General features: G+C 51.2%; 21 protein-coding genes and 1 riboswitch. Of the genes, 4 read left to right on the top strand and 17 right to left on the bottom strand.

Annotated features, from left to right (window positions below; all coding sequences use genetic code 11):
* Positions 1-6 precede the first annotated feature (6 nt).
* From H8B09_RS06205 to H8B09_RS06170, 8 genes are all read right to left on the bottom strand, one after another.
* Complete coding sequence (locus H8B09_RS06205) at positions 7-1,026, bottom strand: ABC transporter substrate-binding protein (RefSeq protein ID WP_191202538.1); 1,020 nt, start codon at positions 1,024-1,026, stop codon at positions 7-9.
* 176 nt (positions 1,027-1,202) lie between these two features.
* Positions 1,203-1,429: riboswitch (cobalamin riboswitch) on the bottom strand.
* 77 nt (positions 1,430-1,506) lie between these two features.
* Positions 1,507-3,816 carry a heavy metal translocating P-type ATPase gene (locus tag H8B09_RS06200; protein WP_191202537.1) on the bottom strand — a complete coding sequence of 770 codons (2,310 nt, stop codon included), beginning with the start codon at positions 3,814-3,816 and terminating at the stop codon, positions 1,507-1,509.
* Between the two features lie 192 nt (positions 3,817-4,008).
* Positions 4,009-4,323 (bottom strand): rhodanese-like domain-containing protein, encoded by a 315-nt coding sequence (locus tag H8B09_RS06195; RefSeq protein ID WP_191202536.1) that lies wholly within the window; start codon positions 4,321-4,323, stop codon positions 4,009-4,011.
* 73 nt (positions 4,324-4,396) lie between these two features.
* On the bottom strand, positions 4,397-4,711 hold the full coding sequence (locus tag H8B09_RS06190) for a YbjQ family protein (RefSeq protein ID WP_191202535.1): 315 nt from the start codon (positions 4,709-4,711) through the stop codon (positions 4,397-4,399).
* Between the two features lie 37 nt (positions 4,712-4,748).
* On the bottom strand, positions 4,749-5,087 hold the full coding sequence (locus H8B09_RS06185) for a DUF3889 domain-containing protein (protein ID WP_191202534.1): 339 nt from the start codon (positions 5,085-5,087) through the stop codon (positions 4,749-4,751).
* 225 nt (positions 5,088-5,312) lie between these two features.
* Positions 5,313-8,438: an efflux RND transporter permease subunit gene (locus tag H8B09_RS06180; protein ID WP_191202833.1), complete on the bottom strand. Its 3,126-nt coding sequence runs from the start codon at positions 8,436-8,438 to the stop codon at positions 5,313-5,315.
* Between the two features lie 63 nt (positions 8,439-8,501).
* Entirely contained in the window at positions 8,502-9,191 is a 690-nt protein-coding gene (locus H8B09_RS06175; protein ID WP_191202832.1) for a response regulator, read from the bottom strand.
* Positions 9,192-9,201: 10 nt separating this feature from the next.
* On the bottom strand, positions 9,202-10,671 hold the full coding sequence (locus tag H8B09_RS06170; RefSeq protein ID WP_191202533.1) for a sensor histidine kinase: 1,470 nt from the start codon (positions 10,669-10,671) through the stop codon (positions 9,202-9,204).
* A 192-nt stretch (positions 10,672-10,863) separates the two neighbouring features.
* Here H8B09_RS06170 and H8B09_RS06165 point away from each other — a divergent pair, with 192 nt between their 5' ends.
* Positions 10,864-12,060, top strand: coding sequence for an MFS transporter (locus tag H8B09_RS06165; RefSeq protein WP_191202532.1), 1,197 nt, complete (start codon positions 10,864-10,866; stop codon positions 12,058-12,060).
* Positions 12,061-12,110: 50 nt separating this feature from the next.
* Here the strand turns inward: H8B09_RS06165 and H8B09_RS06160 are convergent, their stop codons facing one another.
* Together H8B09_RS06160 and H8B09_RS06155 are read right to left on the bottom strand one after the other, a co-directional pair.
* On the bottom strand, positions 12,111-13,859 hold the full coding sequence (locus H8B09_RS06160; RefSeq protein ID WP_191202531.1) for an ATP-binding cassette domain-containing protein: 1,749 nt from the start codon (positions 13,857-13,859) through the stop codon (positions 12,111-12,113).
* Positions 13,828-14,727: an ATP-binding cassette domain-containing protein gene (locus tag H8B09_RS06155; protein ID WP_191202530.1), complete on the bottom strand. Its 900-nt coding sequence runs from the start codon at positions 14,725-14,727 to the stop codon at positions 13,828-13,830. Before H8B09_RS06155 ends, H8B09_RS06160 begins: the two co-directional genes overlap by 32 nt.
* Before the next feature lie 106 nt (positions 14,728-14,833).
* Here H8B09_RS06155 and H8B09_RS06150 point away from each other — a divergent pair, with 106 nt between their 5' ends.
* Positions 14,834-15,454, top strand: coding sequence for a biotin transporter BioY (locus H8B09_RS06150; protein WP_191202529.1), 621 nt, complete (start codon positions 14,834-14,836; stop codon positions 15,452-15,454).
* Positions 15,455-15,513: 59 nt separating this feature from the next.
* Here H8B09_RS06150 and H8B09_RS06145 read toward each other — a convergent pair whose 3' ends face one another.
* The 4 genes from H8B09_RS06145 to H8B09_RS06130 form a co-directional block, all read right to left on the bottom strand.
* Positions 15,514-16,677, bottom strand: coding sequence for an iron-containing alcohol dehydrogenase (locus H8B09_RS06145; RefSeq protein ID WP_191202528.1), 1,164 nt, complete (start codon positions 16,675-16,677; stop codon positions 15,514-15,516).
* 213 nt (positions 16,678-16,890) lie between these two features.
* Positions 16,891-17,379, bottom strand: a complete 489-nt coding sequence (locus H8B09_RS06140; RefSeq protein ID WP_191202527.1) for a YlbF/YmcA family competence regulator — start codon at positions 17,377-17,379, stop codon at positions 16,891-16,893.
* Positions 17,380-17,419: 40 nt separating this feature from the next.
* On the bottom strand, positions 17,420-19,018 hold the full coding sequence (gene miaB, locus H8B09_RS06135) for a tRNA (N6-isopentenyl adenosine(37)-C2)-methylthiotransferase MiaB (RefSeq protein ID WP_191202526.1): 1,599 nt from the start codon (positions 19,016-19,018) through the stop codon (positions 17,420-17,422).
* A 146-nt stretch (positions 19,019-19,164) separates the two neighbouring features.
* A complete protein-coding gene (locus tag H8B09_RS06130; protein WP_191202831.1) occupies positions 19,165-20,055 on the bottom strand; it encodes a LysR family transcriptional regulator in 891 nt (296 codons plus the stop codon).
* Positions 20,056-20,165: 110 nt separating this feature from the next.
* Between H8B09_RS06130 and H8B09_RS06125 the strand changes: the two genes are divergently transcribed.
* Positions 20,166-20,573, top strand: coding sequence for a CidA/LrgA family protein (locus H8B09_RS06125; protein WP_191202525.1), 408 nt, complete (start codon positions 20,166-20,168; stop codon positions 20,571-20,573).
* The gene (locus tag H8B09_RS06120; protein ID WP_191202524.1) at positions 20,570-21,247 is read left to right on the top strand and encodes an LrgB family protein; all 678 of its coding nucleotides are present in this window, start codon (positions 20,570-20,572) and stop codon (positions 21,245-21,247) included. The genes H8B09_RS06125 and H8B09_RS06120 overlap by 4 nt, the downstream gene beginning before the upstream one ends.
* Before the next feature lie 69 nt (positions 21,248-21,316).
* On the opposite strand, the gene pduL is transcribed toward H8B09_RS06120, so the two are convergent.
* The 3 genes from pduL to H8B09_RS06105 form a co-directional block, all read right to left on the bottom strand.
* Positions 21,317-21,889, bottom strand: coding sequence for a phosphate propanoyltransferase (gene pduL / locus H8B09_RS06115; protein WP_191202523.1), 573 nt, complete (start codon positions 21,887-21,889; stop codon positions 21,317-21,319).
* A 94-nt stretch (positions 21,890-21,983) separates the two neighbouring features.
* On the bottom strand, positions 21,984-22,850 hold the full coding sequence (locus H8B09_RS06110) for a 2-oxoacid:ferredoxin oxidoreductase subunit beta (RefSeq protein ID WP_191202522.1): 867 nt from the start codon (positions 22,848-22,850) through the stop codon (positions 21,984-21,986).
* Positions 22,851-24,584, bottom strand: coding sequence for a 2-oxoacid:acceptor oxidoreductase subunit alpha (locus H8B09_RS06105; RefSeq protein WP_191202521.1), 1,734 nt, complete (start codon positions 24,582-24,584; stop codon positions 22,851-22,853).
* Positions 24,585-24,761 lie beyond the last annotated feature (177 nt).

The following is a 24,761-nucleotide window of genomic DNA, read 5'->3' as shown; positions in this document are numbered from 1 at the left end:
CATTCGTTATTGAAATAGCTCCGGATGAATCGCCTTCGCGAGTACTTGCAGTCCATCTGCAAGACGTGGGCCGACACGGGACAGCGGATCCTCCGGCACCTCAACGAGACGATTATTCTTCACGGCGTCAATCACTTTCCAACCTGGACGGGAGTTGATCGCTTCCAGAATCGGATTCGGGCTCTCGGCCAGCGAAGGATATACAATGACTTGCGGATTGCTCTTCACGATCTGTTCAGCATCGAACTCATGCCAACCATTACTCTGCGCAACGTTCGTGCCGCCTGCCAGTGTCAGCAGCTCATCCATAAATTCACCTTTACCAACCGTCCAGCCTTGCGAAATTTCTATTAGTACAGTTGGTTTATCGGCGCCGGCAAGCTTCGATTCAACATCTGCTTTGACTTGGCTCATATGATCAGCCACTTCAACAGAAGCCTGCTGCTTATCGGTCAGAATGCCGATATTCTTAATCTTCGCAATGACGGCATCGTAAGTCTTAGGTTCTGTTGCATATACGTTCAGCTTCAGTGCGCGCAGCTGCTCGATGGCTTGCTTGTTAGCAGACACGGAAGCTAGGATAAGATCCGGCTGCAGCGCAGTAACCTTCTCGATGTTGGTCGTCATATCGCCGACTTTCTCGATAGCGGCAGCTTGCTCTGGATAGTTGCTGTACTCGTCGACGCCTACCACACTGTCACCAGCACCAATTGCGAATGCGATTTCCGTCTCGCTCGGCGCAAGCGTCACAATGCGAGCTGGCGCTTTCTCGAGCGTAATCTCTGTACCCGAATCATCCTTGATCGTCAGTGGATACACGGTCGCGCCAGGCTGCTCGGCGGCAGGCTCCGTCTTCCGATCATTCGTTTGCTCCGCTGTCTGTTCTTGCTGCTGCTTGTTCGAACTATTATCATTGTTCGTGCTGTTGTCCTTGCTGCCGCATGCTGCGAGCAGCATCAGAACCATTACGATTGAAAGAAGGCCCAATTTCCTCCATAACCGCAATTGTGCTTGTTGCTTGTTCATGTTCATCTCTTCCTTTCAAGCTATGTAAAATAAAAAAAGCATTCCCGCCGCAAGGGTCGGAAATGCTTCAGTCAACGAATCCTCGCTCCTGTCTTAGAACTGCATTAGCAGCTAGACAACAGATAGGACTACGTTATTAGCGATTATCCAACACCTTCCCTAACACCACGTAGGTAGATGCATGTACGAGACAGGCAGGTATCCTGACTTGAAGCCCGCGTACCAACGTCTTCCCAAGGAGATCCTCAGTGACTGGTGTCGGTGCGGTTACTTGGTTTATCTTACATGCCAAGCGCTTCTTACAGTGGCGGGTCCGTGCCGGAATTACACCGGCTTCCCTATTGTGCCGTGCGGATCGATCTGACTTGCATCGCCGACTAGCACCTGCTCGATTGCATATCCAATTGAATGAACGAAAGTAACTATATCATCGGACATGCTTTTTGTCTATCCTTCCCATCACAAAAGTCAATATAGTCCTTACCACTTCCGCCTAAGCTGCAACCGAAGGATGATCGCATTGCCAACAACTGATAATGAGCTAAGCGCCATTGCAGTTCCGGCCATCCATGGCTGCAGCTGCCCTAACGCAGCACTTGGGATGACAGCTGCATTGTAGAGAAAGGCAAGCGCTAGATTTTGCTTTACATTGCGCATCGTTAACCGGCTGATCCGCACCGTATCCGCAACCCCGGTAAGCCGGCCATGCAGCAGCGCAAGCTGCCCCGCTCCCATCGCCGCATCTGCTCCGCCGCCAATGGCAAAGCCGACATCAGCTGCTGCAAGCGCAGGGGCATCATTCCATCCGTCACCGACCATGGCGACAGAACCGTGTCGCTGCTGGAGCGAATGAATGAGCGCCACTTTCTGTTCCGGGCGCAGCGATGCATGGACTTCTCTTATCCGAACGCGTGAAGCGATGGCCGATGCAGCTGCTTCCCGGTCACCAGACGCAAGCACAATGTGCCGAATGCCAGCTTTGCGAAGCATCGCTATCGCTTCCCGCGCATCTGCTCGAAGCGGATCTGCTAATGCAATGGCTCCTTCGCATCGGCTGTCGACTGCCACGTACCATATCGTCTCACCTTTGCGTTCATGCTCGACTGCAAACCGTCGAACCGAGTCTGTTAACCGCCAACTATACTTGATTGCATAATCGTATCCGCCGACTGCAACCGTATGTCCGTCCATTTCGACTAACGATCCGCCCTCTGTGTGATTTGCTCTACTGCCAGCGGATTTGTTCGACATCCGGGTTGGTGTTTCATTATTGTGCGCATAAGCAGCACTCGATGCAGCAGCTCGAACGGCTGCAGCATATGGATGGGTCGCATGTTCTTCTGCAGCCGCAGCTAACCGAAGCAGCGCAGCAGGATGCAACGTCTCTGCATGAACAGCCGTCACTTGTGCACGGCCTTCTGTCAGCGTACCTGTCTTATCCAGTACAACAGCCTGCAGCTGAGCTGCTGTCTCCAGCGCATCAGCCTGTTTCAATACAATGCCCCGCTTAGCGGAAGCGGTTGATGCTGCCGCAAGCGATAAAGGTGTCGCAAGGCCAAGCGCGCAGGGACAAGCGGCTAACAGTACAGCCAACGCACGTATAAAAGCTGCTTCGCCATTTCCTTTCGTCCACCAGATCATACTTACGATGAACGTTGCGATTGACAGGCCGATCATCACAGGTACGAATATGCCCGCAATCACATCCACTTTACGCTGGACAGACGTCTTGGAAGCCAACGCTTCCCGCATCATGGCGTGAAGCCGCGACAGCGCTGTAGTCGCACCTGAGGCTTTCACATAAACACGAACTTCGTTTCGTGCATTCATTGTCCCTGCATAGACACGTTCACCGCGCTGCTTGGCAACAAGCCGGCTCTCCCCTGTCAGCAGCGATTCGTCCGTCTCCGCCGAATCGGATAACAGCAGGCCATCAGCAGGGAACGGCTGTCCAGGCTCAACGATTACCTCATCCCCCGCTTGCAGTAGTGCCGACGCAACTTGCTCTCGACTTCCTTCGCGAACAATGGTCGCCATCAACGGCTGAAGCTCGCCCAAACTGCCTAGCTCCGAAGCTGTGCGGCCAGCCGCCGCAGCCTCTATCCATTTGCCCAAGAGCACAGCTGTAATGACGACCGCCGATGTCTCAAAATAAAGCGCTGAATTGGTTTCAGCCATTGAGCTTCCGCCTCGGAACACCATGTAATGACTGTAAAGATAAGCCGCTGTCGTTCCTGTAGCTACGAGGACATCCATATTGGCTGCCCTCTGCTTCAACGCATAATAAGCGCCATAGTAGAATGGAGCGGCAGGCACTAATTGGATCAACGTTGCAAGCCCGAGCTGAACCCATCGGTTCATTAAGATAGTCGGTACCGGAATGAAGGAGAGCGCCTCAAAATGATGCGCCATCGGCCACAGCAATGGAATCGTCAGCAGCGCCGATAGTATGAGCCTAAGCAGGAGCATCGTCCTCTCCTGCCGGTCGAACGCTGGCCGCTGCTCCGAGGAGGATTGAAACCCAAGCCTCGTAATGACATTGCCGATATCATTGACGCTTAATCGTGATGGCTCATAGACGATCCATGCCGAACGCGAAGCATAGCTGACCGCAGCCTGCTTCACGCCAGGAAGACGACCAACTGCTTTCTCAATCCGGGCAGCGCAAGCCGTACAGTGCATACCACCTATTCGAAGATCGATAGAGATCGGATCAGATGGATTAGCTTCCAGTGGATGAGATTCAGCGTCCACCGTCTCTATCGGAGGTTTTAACATTTGAACAGACATAGACGCATCGCTCCTTCCTCGTCTCTCCCCATTGTATGTCCACTACGCGTCGAGCATGTCTCATGTTCTTGTTTCATACTGGCACTGGCATATGCTATCTATCCGCATCAAAAAAAGCCCGTATCCTCCCCATCCTGGTAGACGAAGAAAATACGAGCTTTATTCATTCCATCTCTGTTCAAAACTTACGTGTTACGCGCCAGAAACCACTTTCCCGTTCCAGTTCAGCATGCCCCCGGCCACATTAACGACTTCGTAGCCAAGCGCCGTCAAATAATCGCATGCTCGGCTGCTGCGATTGCCGCTTCTGCACATGAGAATGAACGGCTCTTCGCCGCCGGCAGCCAATTCCCCAACCCGCGCTTGCAGCTGCGACAGCGGGATGTTGATCGCCTCTTGCACATGGCCGTCTTCCCATTCATCAGGCTCACGAACATCGACTAGATACAGCTTCTCGCCTTGCTCCAATCTGTCGCGCAGTTCGTCCGTGCTTATTTCTGTATACATAAATCCTGTCTCCTTCAATAACTGAAATGGTCGTCCATTCCATTGTAACTAGATTGCAATAGCGATGTCCACCTTAGCGGAATTTAACAGCCGTACCGCTTACAGCGACCATCAGCATCCCGTCTCGGACTACCTCATAGTCAATGTCGACGCCAACGATACCATTCGCACCGAATCGAACGGCTTGTGCACGCATTTCTTCAAAGGCGACATCTCTCGCTTCCTTTAGTTTGTTCTCGTATGCGCCGGAGCGTCCGCCGATCACGTCTGTGATCGAAGCCAAGAAATCACGTACAATGTTAGCGCCCATAATGGCTTCTCCGGTAACAATACCGATATAGTCCTCGATTGCACGGCCTTCAATCGCATTCGTCGTCGTCATCAACATAAGGAATCATCCTTTCTGCCTATCGTTGATCTGTTGTTCATTGCAATTCTGTCAGCTTGAGCCCTACCCGTTCACCTGTCGATGGATTGACACTTACAGCTACTCGAATGGCATACTCACGGCTTGCCTTACGAACCCACAACCGAAAGCGATACTCCACGTTGCCGTCTACGGAAGGATATCGCCCTTCATAAGCATAGTCGACTACTTCCGCTTTATATTCCTGGCTTGTGTAATCAACCGCTTGCCGTCCCCATTGGGCATATTCAGGCTGAAGCCGCGCACTCGCAGCAGCAGCGCTGCTCGCCGTTGGATCAGCCAAAGCTATAAGTGTAATAGCTGCAATGAACCACTTCTTCCACTTCATTATTGGCATGGGAATCCTCCCTGTTGGATAGTTGAATAAACGGAAACCGAAACCGATCTTGTTTAATTTCTCTCCAATTGCCACGATTAATCCATACACAAAACCTAACAACAATTCGAGCCTGCTTGTATGCGCAAAAAGAGGTTGCCCCTTCACCAGTGCGCTGGCTTCGGGACAACCTCTACATATCTTGCGGCTTTAACAGCGATTCATCTAACCTTCACTAACCTTCGCTTATTCAGCCGATCTAGCTTTGAACTTCCGTTTGCGGTTCAGCAGCTCGTACACCATCGGTACGAAGATGAGCGTGAGCAGCGTCGAGCTCGTCAGACCGCCGATTACCGTAATGCCAAGACCTTTGGAGATCAGACCGCCGGACTCAAATCCGAGTGCGAGCGGGAGCAATGCGCCAATCGTTGCGATTGCTGTCATCAGAATCGGACGCAGACGCGTGCCTGCTGCTTCGAGCAACGCTTCACGTACGGACAAACCTTCTGCTTCTTTATGAATAACGCGGTCAACCAATACGATCGCGTTCGTGACTACGATACCGATGAGCATCAGCATACCGATCAATGCCGTAACACTAATCGTCTCACCTGCGATCAGGAGACCAACCAATGCACCGATAACGGTGAACGGCAGCGAGAACAGAATTGCGAACGGTGTACGCGCGCCGCCGAACGTGATGACGAGCACGAGGTATACGATAGCGATTGCGGCAACCATCGCAAGGATCAGCTGCGTAAACGCCTCGTTCATATCCTGCGTTGCACCGCCCATTTCGGTCGATACGCCAGCAGGAAGATCCATGGCATCGATTTGTTTTTGTACATCAGACGAAACCTTGGAGATATCGGCTGTCTTCGCATCTGCGGTTACTTCCGCATATACTTTGTCGTCTTTACGCGTAATCGTATTCGGCGACTGACCTTCCTCTACCTTCACAACATCCTTCAATGCAACTTCGAATCCGAGCGGCGACATCAGCTGTTCATTCTCGAGATCCGAAATGCTGTTATACGTTTTGGCTTCCACATGTACCGTAACATTCAGCTTCTCCCCATCCTTCGTGATGGTCGTCAGCTGCTCTTGCGTACGAACTGGGGAGATCGCCATTGCCACTTGACCAGCCGTCAAGCCGTATTGGCTCAGCTTCGCTTGATCAGCAACAAGCTTGTACTGCTTGTACGACTTCGCAAGGCTGGTATCGACATTCGTCAGTTTGTCGTTCTTCTTCCAGTTGTCAGCGATTTGACCTACAACGGTTTGCAGCGTGTCCATATCTGGGCCGTATACGGTCAGCGACATGCCACTGCCGCCAAGGCCGCCGCCTGTGAAGTCCTGCTGCTTCCATTCGCCTTTGCCGCCGAGGCCTGCGAGCATATCGATAACAGCTGTTTTCTCATCCTCGAACTTCGGCGTTTTTTCATTGTAATTCAAGTAGATAAGCCCTTGCTTCGAAGCGCCCGGGTTGAGCGGATTACCGCTGCCAATCGTGTATTGCATCATTTCTACATTGTTACGGCTGAGCAGCTCCTTCTCTGCTTTCGAAGCCAGATCTGTTACTTGCTCAAGCGTCTCACCTGGTGCTGGGTTATACGTAATCATCATCGTCTTCTCGCCCTCGGAAGGGAGGAAGCTGAAACCGATGAGCGGCGTCAGCAACAAGCTGCCGACGAGCAGAACAATCGCAACCAGCGACGTGATGACTTTATGATCGAGCGTCCAACGAAGCGTACGACGATATGCGCCGGCCAAGCGACCTGGCTTATCTTCGTGATGCTTCGCATTCTTCAATCCTTTGCGGAACATCATGTGGGCAAGCATTGGTACGACCGTAATCGCAACGAGCAATGAAGCGAGCAGCGAGAATACGATCGTCAATGCGAATGGCATGAAGATCTGGCCGACTGCGCCCGATACGAAGCCCATCGGCAGGAATACAGCGATCGTTACGATCGTCGATGCAAGAATCGGGATGAACATTTCTCGTGTCGATTCGAGCATCAGTTCTTTACCCGTCAACTTCTCCGTAGCAAGTGACATACGGCGGTACATGTTCTCGATAACGACAATCGAGTCATCGATTACCCGTCCTATGGCGACGGTCATGGCGCCGAGTGTCATTATGTTAAGCGTAATATCAAGTTGATTCAGAATAAGCAGCGCGATGAAGATCGACAATGGAATCGATACGACGGCAATGATCGTCGAACGAATATCGCGCAGGAAGATGAGAATGATGACGACAGCGAACGCAGCGCCAATGAATGCTTTGCTCAGCATCGTATTGACCGATTTCTCGATCGGCTCACCTTGGTCGTATACCGTCAGAATTTCCAAGCCTTTATTGTCTTCCGACAGGCTCTTCACTTCGTCCTTCACACTGTTGACGACATCAACCGTATTCGCGTCTGCCCCTTTCACGACCGAGATGCCGATTGCATCTTGACCGTTCGTACGGGAGATTGAAGAAGCCTTGCCGATAACCGTCAAATCTGCAACTTCAGACAGCTTCACTGTAGGCAGTTGAATCGCTGCACCGGCTTGCGGTGCGTTCTGACCTGCTGCTCCAGCACCAGCGCCGGCACCTGCTGCACCACCCGCACCCGCAGGTGTGACTGGGATCTGCAGATTGTTCAGATCGTCTTCCGTCCATATGTTGCCGTCGACAACTACCGTATTCTCTTCGCTGCCGAACGTGAACAGACCAAGCGGAACCGATAGGGACGAGCCTTTAATAATGCCCTTCACCGTATCTTCCGTCAGACCGTATTGCTGCATTTTGTCCGACTTGAACGTCAGCTCTGCCGACTTCACATGCTGACCGGAGATCTGAACAGACGCTACGCCTTCTGTGCCTTGAATGGCAGGAACAACTTCTGTCTCAACAAGCTTCGTCAGCTCTTCAAGCGACAGATCCTTATTCGCTACGCTTAAGGACATAACAGGGAAAGCATTCAGCGAGATACGCGAAATATCTGGCGCATTCACGCCTTCAGGCAGTTTCAGCCCGCTGATCGCTTCTGTTATTTCGGCCTTTGCCTTTTCCATATTTTTATCAAAACCATACTGGATAATGATGGAGGATGCATTCTCCATCGAAGTCGATGTTACGTTCTCGACTCCCTCCAGATTGCGAACCTGCTGCTCGATCGGCTTCGTCACATCGTTCATGACCGATTCCGGCGCGGCGCCAGGATAAACCGTTGTTACGCTGACAATCGGAATTGTAATATCAGGCAGCGTCTCCATCTTCATCTGCATGCTCGAGTACATACCGGCAAACAAGACGATGATGGTCATAATCCAGAGTGCAAATTTGTTGTTCAATGAAAATCGAATGATGCTTTTCAATACCGTCACTCCATTCCCCTATTTATAATTGTTACATCTATAGTGCAAATCCAGGCTGCATGTTTATACCTTTAGCCTGTATCCGACTCCCCATACGGTATCGATATATTGCGGATTCGATGGATCGAGCTCAATTTTCTCCCGCAGCCGCCTAATATGAACGGTTACGGTGCCAATATCGCCAATCGACTCCAATCCCCATACCCGCTCGAACAGCTCTTCCTTCGTAAAAACACGATTCGGATGTTGGGCAAGCAATAACAATAAATCGAATTCTTTACCCGTCAGCAGCATGTTCTGATCTCGTATCGTCACTTGATGCGTTAGCTTGTCTATCGTCAGTCCACGAATCGTCAACGAGTCGCTTCTGTTCTGATTATCGCCAGTAAGCCGTTCATAACGGGCAAGATGCGCTTTCACCCTTGCTACCAGTTCGCTTGGACTGAACGGCTTCGTCATGTAGTCATCTGCACCAAGCCCAAGGCCGCGTATTTTATCGATGTCCTCTTTCTTCGCAGATACCATTAAGATCGGCACATTCGCAGTCTGCCGAATACGTCGGCATATCTCGAAACCATCCATATTCGGCAGCATGACGTCCAGAATAATGAGATCAAACTTCTCTTCCAGCGCACGCTTCAGTCCAATGTCACCTTTCACCTCAATATCGGCGCGGTAGCCATTGCTCTCTAGATAATCGCGTTGAAGCTCTGCGATGGAACGCTCGTCTTCAATAATGAGAATGGACTTCATCGTTACAATTTCACCTGCTTTCTGCGTCATGCTCATGATCGTTCATCCATTGGCGCAGTGTTACAGTGATGGCTAGTCCCCCGCTGGCAGGCAGCTTGGCTTCAACATGTCCGCCATGTCCTTGTACGATCTGTTTCACAATCGCAAGCCCGAGACCGCTTCCGCCTGTTTCGGTGCTTCGCGACTGCTCCGTCCGGTAGAACTGGTCGAACAGCATAGGCAGCGCATCCGGTGCTACACCCGGCCCATTATCGCTAATTTCGAATTGAATGTAGCCACCTGGCAATCCATGCAGCGAGATAACTATACGCCCTTCGTCATCGCTGGTTTCATCCATCATATACTTAACACTGTTCCCAATAATGTTGTGAAACACCCGACTTAACTTTTCGGTATCAGCCGCCACCATCAACGGCTCGCCTTCAATCCCTTGCAGCGCCAGCGTAATGCCGGCTTTCTCCAGATCAATCTGCTGGTCTTCGGCGAAGTGCATAATGTAGCGACGAATATCGATTGGTTTAAAATCGTACGCCACATGCTGCATATCCAGCTTGGAGAACAAGAACAGCTCATCAATCAGGCGATCCATATCTGTCGCTTTGCGGTACACGGTGCGCAAATATTTCTCCTGCTTTTCCTGCGTGTTGGCCACACCATCCAAGATGCCTTCTATGTAGCCTTTGATTGCCGTGATCGGCGTCTTCAAATCGTGGGAGATATGCGAGAGCAGCCGTTTGCGGTTCTCTTCCTCCTGTAGTCGATCTTCGATAGAGCCTTTAAGTCGCTGCCGCATCGCCTCGAAAGCAATGCTGAGCTCGCCAATCTCGTCCTTGTTCATCGGCTTTACTTCACCATCAAGCATCCCTTCACTAATCTGCTCGGCCGATCGTTTAAGCGAGTATAATGGCTTAATGATGCTCCTGGAAACGATATAGGTTAGAAAAATGCTTGTTCCAACAAGCGCAAACAGTCCGATGGCAATAAATATGATCTTCCAATATATCGGAAGCTGTTCCTGCTGCCTGAGCAGCAGCACTTTACCTTCAACGCCGTCGGCGAACACGACATCTTGTCTGACGATTTGATACAAATAGCCGTCTAACGTAATTTGATCACGATTATCGTCGACCAGCTTGCCCCAATCTTCATGCGGCGCAGCTTCACGCAGCATAGGGGTTACGGCTGGCGGGTACCCTTCCCGCTCCAGAACAACACCGGCCTGCAATTCCGCCAGACGTTTCTGAAAATCGTTCAAGTATTGGTCGTTCTCCATCCGTTCTGGCTCGTACCGCAGTACATAAGACAGCTCACCGAGTGCAACCGCTTGCCGATCCTTATAATATTTCTCGTTCGTCATTAGCTCGTGAAGCGTCTGGTCACTGAGAAAATAAAGCAGCGATATGATCAAGCTGATCATAATGATGTTCGGAACGATTACCATCGCCCATAGGGCGACTTGCAGCCTCGTACGAATCGACACATTGCTCATCCTTCTGCTGTTATATGTTGCTATATTAGAATAGCGTTTAATTCTTAACGAATTTTAACTCATTTCTTACAAAATTATTAAACATTCTCTCATTCTAGCGTTATCCTATCGTATAATACGCAAGTAGAAGCTGTATGCGGCTCGACTAACGACGATTATGACTGGATACGGAGGTAATGATTAATGTCTGCTGCGCTTCGAATTTCGCGTCGACAGCAACGCGTATGGTTTGCCGTCATGACCGTCCTCTACTGGACGTCCATGTATATGTATGTACCGATATTATCCCCTTACTTAACATCAAGAGGGCTATCGCTAAGTATGATCGGCATTGTGCTGGGCAGCTACGGCTTCGTCCAGCTGCTCGTAAGATTCCCGATTGGGCTCTGGTCCGATACGCTCGGTCGCCGCAAGCCATTCATCATGCTTGGCCTTGCAGCCGGTGCGTTAAGCTGTCTGCTGTTCGTCATCCCAGGCGGTTTCGGTTGGTCGCTCTCTGGCCGGATAACGGCCGGCATATGTGCATCAAGTTGGGTTGCTTTCACGATTATGTATGCTTCGCTCTTCCGACCCGATGAAGCGTATAAGGCAATGGGCCAGGTAAGTGCGATGACAGTAGCAGGCCAGTTGCTAGGGATGGCCTTCAGCGCCCCGCTTGCCGATTCGTTCGGCTGGCATGTCCCGTTCTATATCGGGATCGGAGCTGGCATTGGCGGGCTGGTTGTTGCGTTGTTCATCCGAGAAGAGCCTGCCGCAGAAGGACGCCCGCCAATGTCGATCCGCCTGCTGCGCGGAGTGGTCCGGCAGCAGACGCTCGTTCGTGCTGCGGTGTTATCTGTACTTGTTCATGCGATGCTGTTTATCTCCATGTTCGGCTTCACACCGCTTAAGGCCAAGGAACTTGGCGCCGACGGTTGGCTGCTGACGGCGATCGTATTCGCGTTCATGATCCCGCACGCTATCGCATCCTTATTGGCAGGCGGCGTATTATCGGCGAAGCTTGGGGAATGGCGTTTGCTGCAAATTGGTTTCGGCATCGGTGCAATCGCCACCGCACTTATCTCCGTTAGTCCGAATCTTATCGTCCTGGCAGCTACACAAGCAGTGAACGGCTTTATGCAAGGCTTACTGCTGCCGATGCTGCTCAGCTTAGCTATTCGTGAAGCGCAGTTGAATGAACGTGCGACAGCAATGGGCTTCTACCAAGCTGTTTATTCGGTCGGGATGTTCGCTGGACCATTCGTCGCCGGCTGGATGAATGATCGCTGGAGCATTGACAGCGGCTTCTGGCTTGGCGGAGCAGCAGGCGCCATTGCGACCGTGTTGACATTCGTATGGGGACGTAAGACCGCAGAGGCGACACGAAGGTTGGAACATTGATATGCACATAAGAAAGTCCGCATGCTGCGTCTGGGCATGCGGACTTTTTGTTATAACCAATACAAGATAGCGAATAAAATGCCAAACACCACTGTAAGCTTGCTGTCCGAGATCGACCATCTGAGTACAATTCCACGAGTAGGTGTACTGCCGCCCATTCTTCCGTATCCCCGGGCTTCCAGCGCATCTGTCATCTCATCCGCGCCACGAAGCATGGCCAACATGAAAGGCGCCGTAATCGCGTACAACATTCGAGCAGGCAGCTTACCTGGCCGTGTGGTCGATTTGCCCCTTGCATGCGCAATACGAACGAAGCGTTCCCACTCTTGCTTGATCATCGGCAAGAATCGAAAAATAAGGGCAACCGTTAAAGCTAATGCGTCTATTGGCAGCTTGATCTTACGCAGCCAGCCAAGCGATTGTTCAATCGCTCGCTGAAGACGGATTGGTGTAACCAACGCAGCGATCGGAAGGCCCGTCACCATCACTACGAGCAGCTTACTAAGACGGAAACCAGTCTCCACTACCGGATGCCAATCGTAGCCGATGGAAGTCAGCTTGATTCCCGCGAACAGAATGAATACAATCACCATTCGGATATAGAGAATAATGGCATTGCGCCAAGGCGTAATCGTATATCGAAGCGGCCACCAGACGAATGCCGAAGCAAACAACGTCGCGACGAGCAAGCCCCACCAGTTCTGCTGCAGCAGGATGCCTGTAGCAAACAGCAAATAACTGAGTACGACAGCACGCGGATCAAATCGATCGGATGGTATCACTCTCGTATTGCTGCGGGGTGCTTGCCTATTCGTATGTTGAATGGATGGATTCGCTGCTGTTATCAATACTGCAGCATCTTCAGAATCGGTTATGCTATCCGGCCGATCGGGAGGATTCACAATGGCCTGACTGCCTGATTGAGCAACAGCATGATGATCTCCGCTTAGTAGTTGCTGTGTTAATGCAGCAGCAAGAGCCTTCGGTTCCATCCATGCTTCATCCGAAGCCGGCAGCTTGATGCCTGCTTGATGCAGGAAGGCTGCTGTCTCCAGCGGCTGGGGCAGCGGACCGCTATCCGTTGAAGCGGCTAATGACGCCGCGTACTGAACCGCTGGTCGGATTCCGATCGATACGGCAGAGCCATTATCTATCTCAAGGACCGCATCTGATATTGGGAGCAGAACCTCCAAGTCGTGCGCGACGATGATTGCACTTCCTCCTGCTGCGCGATGCTTCATTAGCAACACACACAACTGTTGGATTCCATCAGCATCCAGTCCCGCCGTCGGCTCATCGAGCAGCAGCCATTGCGGCTGGCACGCTGCCAGCATCGCGAGCGACAATCGCCGCTGCTGACCTCCGCTCAGCGTCTTCGGATCCCGCTCCAGGAATCGCTCCGATTCCAGACCTACTGCCGCTAACGCATCCTCCATACGTGCATTCATCTCTTCACCGCTGAGCTGATAAGGGCGCATAGAATAACGGAACTCGTCCGCCACCGTCGACAGAAACCACTGTGCGGATGACTGCTGCAAGGAAACACCAATCTGCATCAAGTATTCCTTATTGAGCTTCTTCTTCAACCACAGCTGCTGATCCGCTAGTTGAATGATGCCTCCAGCCGGTTCGCGAAGCCCCGCTAACGTTTCGAGCACCGTTGATTTGCCAGCGCCGTTATGCCCGACAATTAACGTAATCCGACCTGCCGGAAACGCCGCAGATAGAGCGTTCACAATCGTCTTACCGTCGACAAGTACGCTAAGATCATGGACATGCAGGCTGCCGTTGCTGCGCATAGCTGCTCACCGCCTTTGCAAGTGATGATGCCGTGAGCGGCATTGGAGGCTCGAGTGCAACACCTGATTGCTGTAATTCCCACACGGTCTCCACTACATACGTCGCATCCAGACCCGCTTCTTCACATGGGCTTTTCTTACTAGACCTTATATAGAAATGCTCCGTACTTCCATCGAATGTAATCCGCCCATCTTTCATCGCGACAACCCGATCACCTTCAATCAACTCTTCCAGACGCTGCGTGACCCAGACAATCGTCGTTCCTCTTCGATGAAGCTCTCGTAAAGCGGCCATCACTGCTGTCGACGCATGAGGATCGAGCATCGCCGTCGGTTCATCCACAATAAGAGCATCCGCTTCGCTAGCGATGCAACCTGCAATGGCTGCAAGCTGCTTCTGACCGCCGGACAACTGCGCGATTGGCTGCTTCATCCATTCGGTTAATCCAGTGATGCGCATAGCGGCATCAATCCGGCTAGCCATCTCTTCAGGAGGTACAGCAAGCTGCTCCAGCAGCAGGATAGCGTCTTCTTCTGGCGTCATGCCAACAAGTGCTGCTTCCGGATTCTGCGTAACGAGCGGAGCGAATGAAGCACCTGTCGCACTTGTCATCACGCCACTTACTCGTGGCTGACCAAGCCCTGCAAGCAGACGCGCAAGCGTGCTTTTGCCACTGCCATTCGTTCCGACAATAAACACCCACTCGCCAGACTTAATTGACAGATCAATATTAAAGAGCAATTGATGCTCCCTCGTATGTATGAGCGGTTGTCTCTCGCCACCAGCACCAGACTTATGCATAACCGCTGCCTGCACGAACAGATCAACGGATTCTAGCTTCCAACGATTTCGATGCAAAAAATTCACCCAACCTCTTCCTATATCGATAAACGTATGCTATGATTCTTTTCGTTAACCAGATTCAATTGATATTAGGTTAACATATAACGACGTACATAGGAAGGTGCAATCTATGAAAGCATTCAATATTCGCAGTATCGTATTCACCGCACTATTCGGCGCATTGTTCATCGCGCTTAGCTCCGTCAAATTCGATCTAGGCTTCTCGGCTGTACCGATCACGCTTCAGAATCTAGCCGTCATGCTCGCAGGTGCCTTCCTCGGCGCAAGATTGGGCTTCACCAGCATAACGATCGTGCTGCTGCTCGCCGCAACGGGACTGCCGCTGCTTCACGGTCAAGGCGGCCTATCTTATATGACCGGTCCAACGGGCGGTTTTATCGCCGCATTCCCGTTTAATGCCTTCTTCGTCGGTTTATTCGTAGTCATGCTGATGAACAGCCGGTTCTCGTCGAACCGGACCACGACAATTGTTGGACTTTTCCTTATCTTCGAAGTGTTTGGCTCGCTCCTCAGCTACGTAGGCGGCGTACCTTGGCTGATGCATTCCTTGGATTATTCATTCCACTTGGCAATGGTCAAAGGCTGCTATCCGTATCTGTTAGGCGACGCTTTGAAAGCTGTAGTTGCAACAGCCATCACGATGTCGCTTTATCCGTTCATCGCGATTTATCGGGCCAAACAATCGACAAGCCCCACTTCCGCAGCACACCAAACAGGGATGAGCCACTAGGCTCTCCCTGTTTTTTTGCACCTATGTGCTTATGGATGGATCAAACCCTTATCCAATCTCTACAACGACAGACGATAGATGTTCACAACATCTTCTTTGGTCAACTCGCGGAAGTGACCGCGCGTACCATTGCCGACCGTTTTCTCTGCCATTTCTTCGAAACGGCTGGCGTCGATATTGTAATCGGACAGACGCGAAGGCGCGCCGATCGAATTCCAGAACTCGCGCAGCGCTTTAATGCCTGCCTCGGCAATCTCACGGTCTGAACGGCCATCTTCACGAATTCCGAACACGTTCACAGCAAATTGGCGGAAACGAGCAACGTTATCGTCCAATACATACGTCATCCAGTTCGGGAACAAAATCGCAAGGCCGCCGCCATGCGGAATGTCATAAACCGCCGATACCGCATGCTCCATATCGTGGTTCGCCCAGTCGCCGAGAATGCCCATCGACAGCGTACCGTTCAATGCCATCGTACCGCTGTACAGAATCGTTTCGCGATACTGCAGGTTCGTCAGGTCGTTGACCAGATGAGGAGCCGTTTCAACGACGGCACGGAGAATCGACTCACAGAAGCCGTCTTGTACAGGCGTACGGTTGTCGTGGTGAAAATATTGCTCGAACACGTGAGCCATCATATCGACCATGCCATATACCGTATGATCCTTCGGTGCAGACGCCGTCCATTTCGCATCTAGAATCGAGAAAGCCGGATACACGTGCGGGCTAGCCCAGCCGTGTTTCTCTTCTGTCACTTCATTCGTAATAACGGAGTTCGAGTTCATCTCCGAACCCGTCGCTGCAAGCGTTAAGATCGTGCCGAGCGGCAAAGCGGACTGTACAGTTGCTTTTCTAGTCACAATATCCCAGAAGCTGCCGTCATACTTCGCCGCTGCTGCAATTGCTTTGGCACAGTCGAGCGTACTGCCTCCACCTACTGCGAGCACCCAGTCGATGCCCTCTTGGCGAATGATATCCGCACCGCGATGTACCGTCGACAGACGCGGGTTAGGCTCAACGCCAGCCAATTCATAAACGGTGCAGCCCGCTTGGTTCAACAGTTCATTGACCTCATCATACAAGCCATTGCGCTTGATGCTGCCGCCGCCATATACAAGCAGCACTTTCTTCCCATATTTCTCAGCTTCAGCCGTAATATGACGCAGCGACTGATCCCCGAAGTAAAGTTTAGTTGGATTGTGGTAGACAAAAGGACGCATGCTAGTTAATCTCTCCTTCCGATTATGTACATCTTCACTTCTTCATTATGATAAAAAACGTTAACAAGGTCAATCATAGTTGACCACTTTGTTTTATCGGTTTTATCAATAATGTCAAATCATGATCAATTCCGTGCTGTATTCTTTCCTAAAATGGTAATAAAAAAACAGGAAAAGCTCAAAAGCTCTTCCTGTTTCATTATTGTAGAAGGATTAGTTGCTGCAATCCGCAGGCTCATCCTGCTCCGTTGCGCCTTCCACTTCAAGCTTCTGTGCAACCGTATCGCGAACAACGCCGATAACGAGCTGAAGCATGTAATTGATATCGGATTGGCTTTGCTGGAATTGCGATACGATCGGCATGCCGTCCAGCTCATCCTGCAGCTCAGCCATTTCTTCCTCGATCTTCTTCGCCATTGCTTCGTTCTTGAACGTTTTCTCGAACGCAACGACTTCCTTCTGCTTCTTCTTCAGCAGCGCCATAACCGATTGTACGCGCTCATGTGCTTGAATTTGCTTCTCCGCTTGACGGTAACGCTGTACCTCCTCGGAAGTGTAGATCAAGTCTGCCAATTCTTTTGCCTTCTCCATGACGTCCTTACGAACGATCAAATCACGGGTATGGAAGCTTGGAACACACCGTCCTTCGTGATCATGATCGTGGTCGTGTCCGCCGCAAGTATGTGCGTGCTGTTCTGCCATTCTAATCTCTCCTATCGTTACGTTTGCTTTATCTATGCGATTAAGATACAGCTTCTTCGGTATGCAATACAGGTTCTCCCTTAATATGCCAAGTGAGAGGCTCCGTTACACGGACATGAATGAATTGCCCAATCCATTCCTTCGGTCCTTCGAAGTGAACGAGCTTGTTCGTCCGCGTGCGGCCGGACAGTACGTTCGCGTTGTTCTTGCTCTCGCCCTCTACCAATACCTCGACGATTTGACCATACAGCTTCTCATTGCCTACGCGTCCAAGCTCTGCCATTAGCCCATTCAGACGAGCAAGCCGTTCACGCTTCTCTTCGAACGGAACGTTGTCCTCCATGCCAGCAGCAGGCGTGCCTTCGCGCGGCGAGTAGATGAATGTGTATGCCATCTCGAAGCCAACTTCACGGACGAGTGACAATGTCTCTTCGAATTGCTCTTCGGTCTCACCAGGGAATCCAACGATAATATCGGTCGTAAGCACGACGCCGGGAATCGCTTTCTTAATTCGTTTCACCAAGTCGATGAAATGTTCACGGCTATACTTACGGCTCATTCGTTTCAATACTTCCGTACTGCCGGATTGTACAGGCAAGTGAATGTGCTCCACAAGATTGCCTTTGCCTGCCAACACCTCGATCAGATGATCGTCGAAATCACGCGGATGACTCGTTGTGAACCGAATGCGCGGGATATCGATCCTCGAAATGTCCGCCATCAGGTCACCGAACCGATACTCACGATCTTCGAAGTCTTTGCCATAGGCATTAACGTTCTGGCCGAGCAGTGTTATTTCTTTGTAGCCTTGACGCGCCAACTCTCGCACCTCGGCGATAACATCCTCCGGTCGACGACTACGCTCTTTGCCGCGCGTATAGGGTACGATGCAGTATGTACAGAATTTATCGCAGCCGTACATAATGTTGACCCAAGCCCGCATGCCTTCGCGTTTCTTCGGCAGATTCTCGATGATGTCGCCTTCCTTGGACCATACTTCGACGACCATCTCTTTGTTATAATAAGCGTTCTGAAGCAGGTTCGGCAGACGGTGAATGTTGTGGGTACCAAATACGATATCCACATGCTGCTGCTTCTCCATGATACGGTTGACAACGGATTCTTCCTGTGACATACAACCGCAAACGCCGATTAACAAGTTCGGACGTTCGCGTTTCAGTGATTTCAGGTGGCCGAGTTCGCCGAACACTTTATCTTCCGCATTTTCCCGAATGGCACAAGTATTGAGTAAAATAACGTCTGCTTCAAGTCGATCTTCGGTCGGCGCATAGCCCATCTGTTCGAACATGCCTTTCATGACTTCCGTGTCATGCTCGTTCATCTGGCAGCCGTACGTTTGAATCAGATAGTAATGCTGCTTCGCTTCGTTCATAGCTCTGAAGCCGTCCATGATATGCTCGGTTTCTGCATTCCCGAATGCATGAACCTGAACATCTTCTTTGCCCCTGCGCTTCTCTTCTTTATGGTTAGGCGCAGCATGTATCTGAATGTTTCTGCCGTTGATGCGGTAAGTGATCTTACCCTCTTCTTCGCTTACGACTTTCGCACCGCTAAAATCGAAATATCTAGAGTAGTCCTTTGACTCATTCTTGCTCACTGTTGTCTCACTTCCCCTCATCAACACGTATCTCTCTATTAAAGCTCGTGTTCATCGTGATCAAAAGCGTGCTTGTTGAACAGCCTATTAAACTTTAATTATCGTTCCATCAAGGAATTATACCATCTACCTATAACAATTTCCATTCTCCTTATTCGTGAAAAATATTATTGCAGCCCCTCCGGAAACCATGTCCGCAGGAACCGGATCCATTCCTTCGCCGCGTAAGACAAATAACGATCCTTGCGCCATACGAATGCAAGCCGCCATGGAATAATTGGCTGGTCCAAGGCGACGGCAGCGACACCATCTCCCGCTTCCCGGCAGATCGATTCCGGCAGCAGGGCAGCGCCTAGATTGGCAGCAACGAGTCTTACAATAAGATCCCACTGCGAGCTTTCGCACACAATGTTAGGACGGAATCCTTCAGATAGACATGCGGCGGGGATTCGATCATGCAGCGCGAACCCTTCACTGAACGAGATGAGCGGTTCCGGCTCAAGCTCCGTCAATGCAATTCGTCCTCTAGCCGCATACCGATGCTCCGGATGCACCAGAACCATTAGCCGTTCATCGGCGATCAGGATCGATTCGAACAGCTCCGATTTCGTTGGCAGCAGCACGACGCCGAAATCAAGCGCACCATTCTCAATATCGGCTTCTATGCGCTTAGCGCCATCCTCCGCCAACTCGATTGATATTCCCGGATACATCGCGTGAAACCGTCCGATTGGTTCTGCAAAATAACTAGCCCCTGCCATCGGCGGCAGACCAATGCGCAGCTTTCCTCTCCGGAGCGAAGCGAGCTCATCAAGCCCTGTCGTCAAATTATCAAAGGCATGCGCGATCACATTCGCCTGATCCACAATCAATTGGCCGACGTCCGTTGGTACGATGCGGGAACCAGAGCGATCAAACAACTCGACGCCCAACTCTTCCTCCACAGACTTAATCATTTTACTGATTGTAGGCTGGCTGACGAACATCGTCTGAGCCGCTTTCGTGAAGCTGCCTGTCCTAGCAACTTCTATGACATATTGCAAATGTTTGATATCGATTGCGTATCCCCGCCCATAGACCAAATTCATGAACATCATTCTTATTATTCATTTTACCTATATTACATTCGCTCGTATACTTGTCATGAACGAAAGGGGACTGCATCAACATGGCTTTATTCAAAAATTTGTCGCTCACCATTGCGCAGATCGCCTTGCTTACGGCGCTCGCGTTTGGATCAGACCGGGCGGCACAATGGCTTCATTTGCCCGTTCCCGGAAGCATCATCGGCGCTATTATTTTGTTCGCCCTGCTTAAAAGCGGTACCATACGGCTCCGCTGGATTGAACGAGGCGCGAACTGGCTGCTCGCACAAATGCTGCTCTTCTTCATACCGCCGTGCGTCGGCATTATTCAATACGAGGACATCGTACGTACGAATGGAGTAACTCTGCTCGCCGCCGTTATGATCGGAACAATCGTTGTGATGGCAATTATTGCACTCCCATCAGCCGTTATCCAAGCTGGCAAAGGGAGACGCCGTCTTAGAAGGCATGACGAGGTGAGCCATTCATGATCCCATTGATTTGCCTACTCGTTACGATCGGCATCTATATCGCGTCGCGCGCGCTTTACGCTCGATTCTCATTGTTCATTCTCACGCCAGTTCTCGTTACGCCGCTGCTGCTCATTGGCTTGCTGCTCATTACTGGCATTCCATACACTGACTTCGATAGCGGCGCACACTGGCTGTCTGATCTGCTTAAGCCCGCAACGGTTGCATTAGCCGTACCGCTGTATCGGCATTTTGATGTGCTGAAGAAGCATGCGCTTGAAATCGTCTGCGGCGTTATCGCAGGCTCAGCTGCATCTGTTATCTGCGCTGCAGCTGCTGGCGGATTATTCCACTTCAACGCTACGCTTACCGAGAGCTTGATCCCCCGGTCTGTGACGACGCCAATCGCCATGAACTTATCTGCCACGCTTGGCGGCAATCCGGCCTTCACCGCTGCGCTTGTCATGGTTACCGGGCTGACAGGCAGCTTGTTCGGCCCTGCAGTCATACGCATGCTTCACGTCGAGAGCGATGTTACGCGAGGCGTGATGCTTGGCACGTCCGCGCATGGCGCGGGCACGTCCAAAGCGTTCGAGCTTGGTTCGCTTGCCGGAGCCATTGCCAGCGTGTCAATGATTATTGCAGCCCTGCTTGCAATTATCGCCCTGCCGGTCTTCGCACAACTGATCTACTAAACATGAAGAAGCGGTCATCACTGGATAACTCCAGTGATGACCGCTTCTTGTGCTGTGAGAGCAATTTTATTAATCGATAATCTCCGCTTGTTGTCCATTCTCCACGCCTGCCGCATTCGCTTCATCGGTGTCGATATGCATGTCCAGCGCAAAATTCGGTGACACCCGCGCAACGACATTCTCGAATACAACGCCGCGGTCGCCGCCTACACGTACGCGCAGCTTCTGCTTGTCCACGATACCCCATTGCTCTGCATCGCTAGTATGGAAATGAATATGACGAGCCGCAACAATAACGCCTTCTTCAATCGTTACCTCGCCGACAGGACCTTGAATCGTAATGCCCGCCGAACCTTTAATATCACCAGACTCGCGAACAGGCGGCTTCACGCCAATCGCGAATGCATCCGTACGTGAAATCTCAAGCTGAGTCGCTGGACGTACCGGACCCAGAATGCGAACCTTCTGGAACGACCCTTTAGGGCCAACAACAGCAACTGTCTCATTCGCAGCATATTGGCCTGGCTGAGACAATGGTTTCATCTCTGTCAGCTCATAGCCAGCGCCGAACAAGATCTGTACATGCTCCGCTGTCAAATGAATGTGTCGGGCAGATACGCCCACTGGTACCATCTTCGCCATCGCTTCATCGCCGTCCTTTAATGCTATCACTATTGTAAAAAACAAGAAAAGGCATACGACTAATCGTTAGCCGTATGCCTTATTATACCTGTTATTATTGGAACTCGGCAACCAACTTGTCGAACGATTCGCGACTAATGTCGAGCGATTGCGAGCTGAGCGCCTCTTCCTTGAAGCCAACGATCATATCTTCGTAAGACTTGCGTTCTTTGTTCTGATAGATAAGACCTGTCAGCAAGCCGCCCGTCTCCATGATCTTGGTCATCGCTTGTATGCGGTTCGTCGGATCGTAGTCCGGGAACTCTGCCAGGTTCACGATGTTCTCCTTGAACCAGTCATACGTATTCACCTTGTTGAACGTTACGCAAGGGCTGAACACGTTGATGAACGAGAAACCTTTGTGCGCCATGCCCTGCTCAATCAGTGCCGTCAGCTGCTTCAGATCGCTGGAGAACGATTGTGCAACGAACGTTGCGCCTGCCGACAGCGCAATCTCGAGCGGCGACAACGTCGTCTCGATCGAGCCTTCTGGCGTCGACTTCGTCTTGAAGCCTTCGGCGCTGCGAGGCGATGTCTGGCCTTTCGTCAGGCCATAGATTTGGTTATCCATTACGATATACGTAATGTCCAAGTTTCGGCGAATCGCATGAACCGTATGGCCCATACCGATCGCGAAGCCGTCGCCGTCACCGCCGGATGCGATAACCGTCAGCTCGCGGTTAGCGAGCTTAACGCCTTGTGCAATTGGAAGTGCGCGGCCGTGAATACCGTGCAGGCCATAGGCATTGATGTAGCCCGAAATACGTCCCGAACAGCCAATACCCGAAATGACAGCAAGCTCTTCTGGCTCTAAGCCTACGTTCGCCGCGGCCCGCTGAATCGCTGCTTGGATCGAGAAGTCACCGCAGCCTGGGCACCAGTTCGGCTTAACGTTATTGCGAAAATCTTTAAATGTAGCCACTTAGTTCAACTCCTTGCATGCTTTATACACTTCGGATGGCAGGAATGGGCTGCCGTCATATTTGAGGACATTATGGATTTTGTCAGCGTAACCTGCGTGCATCTTAATCTGTGACGCCAGTTGAGCCGTTGCATTGTTCTCCAGAACAACTACGCGCTTCGCACTATTCAGGTACGGCGTAAGCAGGTCTGTCGGGAACGGTGCGATCAGACGAATCGTCACATGATTCGTCTTCAGCCCGTCTGCTTCTAGTCTACGGCGCGCTTCATCGATAGTGCCGCCTGTCGAGCCCATGCCGATAATAAGCAGGTCCGCTTGCTCGTAAGGAGCGTCTACTCGAATGGCATCACGGAATTGCAGCGAATTCAGCTTCTTCAGACGTTTATCCATCATATTCTTACGGTTCGTTGTGCTCTCCGATGGACGTCCAGTCTCATCGTGCTCGACGCCTGTGACATGGTGGATACCACCTTTTACACCTGGAAGCACACGCGGCGATACGCCATCTTCCGTAAGCTCGTAACGCTTGAACAGTTCATTATCATCTGACGCTGGCACTTCTTCAACCAATTTACCGCGCTTAATGACGATCTGATCGTAATCGAGCATTTCGCATGATTGTTTGCCCAGCGACAGCTGAAGGTCCGTCATAACGATAACTGGCACTTGATACTGCTCGGCAACGTTGAACGCCTCGATCATGTCATAGAAGCAGTCTTCGATCGAAGCAGGCGCAACAACTACCTTCGGAATTTCACCGTGCGTACCGTACACCATCGCGTTCAAGTCAGATTGCTCCTGCTTGGTCGGCAGACCTGTCGAAGGACCACCACGCTGCGTATCTACAATAACGAGCGGCTGCTCCGTCATACCAGCAAGACCGATCGCTTCCATCATGAGCGACAAGCCTGGGCCAGCCGATGCCGTCATCGTGCGAACACCTGCATAGTTCGCGCCGATTGCCATCGTGACAGCAGCAATCTCGTCCTCCGTCTGAACGACTGTACCGCCGAACTTCGGCAGTTTCTTAATGAGGTATTCCATAATTTCTGATGCTGGCGTAATCGGATAGGCCGACATGAGGCGGCAGCCTGCTGCAATCGTACCGAGACCGATTGCTTCGTTACCGATAATAAACATCTTCTGCTTGCCGTCTGCAGGCTCCAGCTTGAATGCTTCAATTGGACCGCCTGCTTGATCAAGCACGAAGTCAGCGCCTTGTTTGACAGCCTCGATGTTCTTCTCAACGACTGCTGCACCTTTACGGCCGAATTCTTCTTCTACTGCTTTATTAAACACTTCGAGCGGCAGTCCAAGCAGTGCCCATGATGCACCCGAAGCAACCATGTTCTTCATCAGGGATGTTCCAAGACCTTCGGCGATCGCCGTGATCGGAACAGCAAACAGTCTAGCGTCAATTCCTTCTGGCACAACGGGGCTAAACTTCGCATCCGCGACGATAACGCCGCCAGACCGAAGCTCATGCGCATTAAGATCAATGCTCTCTTGGTCGAATGCAACAAGAATATCTAAATCATCGGAAATCGCACGAATCGGACTCGTGCTGATCCGAATTTTATTATTCGTATGTCCACCTTTGATGCGAGAAGAGAAATGGCGGTATCCGTACAAGTAGTAGCCGAGACGATTCAGCGCAGTGGAGAAAATGCGGTCCGTACTTTCAACGCCTTCCCCCTGCTGTCCCCCGATCTTCCATGATAATTGACTGATCAAAACGTCCATCTCCTCTTTTATAGAACGCAGCAGCATTCGTATATATGTGTACGATTAGAATTTAATAATAATTATCATTTAAATTTTAGGGGAGGTAGCAGCAAAATGCAAGACTCGCGACCTGAATAAATGATCTGTCTTTGCGATGAGATTCGTGCTAAATAGAGAATATAGTGT

The organism is Paenibacillus terricola (assembly GCF_014779765.1).
Taxonomy (GTDB): domain Bacteria; phylum Bacillota; class Bacilli; order Paenibacillales; family Paenibacillaceae; genus Paenibacillus_T; species Paenibacillus_T terricola.
Note: the sequence above shows the minus strand (reverse complement) of the source record. Positions and strands in the feature narration are given on the sequence as shown.

Bases quoted from the DNA above. Each gene is read 5' to 3' on its own strand.
- H8B09_RS06205 (WP_191202538.1), bottom strand. From the start codon at position 1,026: ATGAACAAGCAACAAGCACAATTGCGGTTATGGAGGAAATTGGGCCTT.
- H8B09_RS06200 (WP_191202537.1), bottom strand. From the start codon at position 3,816: ATGTCTGTTCAAATGTTAAAACCTCCGATAGAGACGGTGGACGCTGAA.
- H8B09_RS06195 (WP_191202536.1), bottom strand. From the start codon at position 4,323: ATGTATACAGAAATAAGCACGGACGAACTGCGCGACAGATTGGAGCAA.
- H8B09_RS06190 (WP_191202535.1), bottom strand. From the start codon at position 4,711: ATGTTGATGACGACGACGAATGCGATTGAAGGCCGTGCAATCGAGGAC.
- H8B09_RS06185 (WP_191202534.1), bottom strand. From the start codon at position 5,087: ATGCCAATAATGAAGTGGAAGAAGTGGTTCATTGCAGCTATTACACTT.
- H8B09_RS06175 (WP_191202832.1), bottom strand. From the start codon at position 9,191: ATGAAGTCCATTCTCATTATTGAAGACGAGCGTTCCATCGCAGAGCTT.
- H8B09_RS06165 (WP_191202532.1), top strand. From the start codon at position 10,864: ATGTCTGCTGCGCTTCGAATTTCGCGTCGACAGCAACGCGTATGGTTT.
- H8B09_RS06160 (WP_191202531.1), bottom strand. From the start codon at position 13,859: ATGCGCAGCAACGGCAGCCTGCATGTCCATGATCTTAGCGTACTTGTC.
- H8B09_RS06150 (WP_191202529.1), top strand. From the start codon at position 14,834: ATGAAAGCATTCAATATTCGCAGTATCGTATTCACCGCACTATTCGGC.
- H8B09_RS06145 (WP_191202528.1), bottom strand. From the start codon at position 16,677: ATGCGTCCTTTTGTCTACCACAATCCAACTAAACTTTACTTCGGGGAT.
- H8B09_RS06140 (WP_191202527.1), bottom strand. From the start codon at position 17,379: ATGGCAGAACAGCACGCACATACTTGCGGCGGACACGACCACGATCAT.
- miaB (WP_191202526.1), bottom strand. From the start codon at position 19,018: ATGAGGGGAAGTGAGACAACAGTGAGCAAGAATGAGTCAAAGGACTAC.
- H8B09_RS06125 (WP_191202525.1), top strand. From the start codon at position 20,166: ATGGCTTTATTCAAAAATTTGTCGCTCACCATTGCGCAGATCGCCTTG.
- H8B09_RS06120 (WP_191202524.1), top strand. From the start codon at position 20,570: ATGATCCCATTGATTTGCCTACTCGTTACGATCGGCATCTATATCGCG.
- pduL (WP_191202523.1), bottom strand. From the start codon at position 21,889: ATGGCGAAGATGGTACCAGTGGGCGTATCTGCCCGACACATTCATTTG.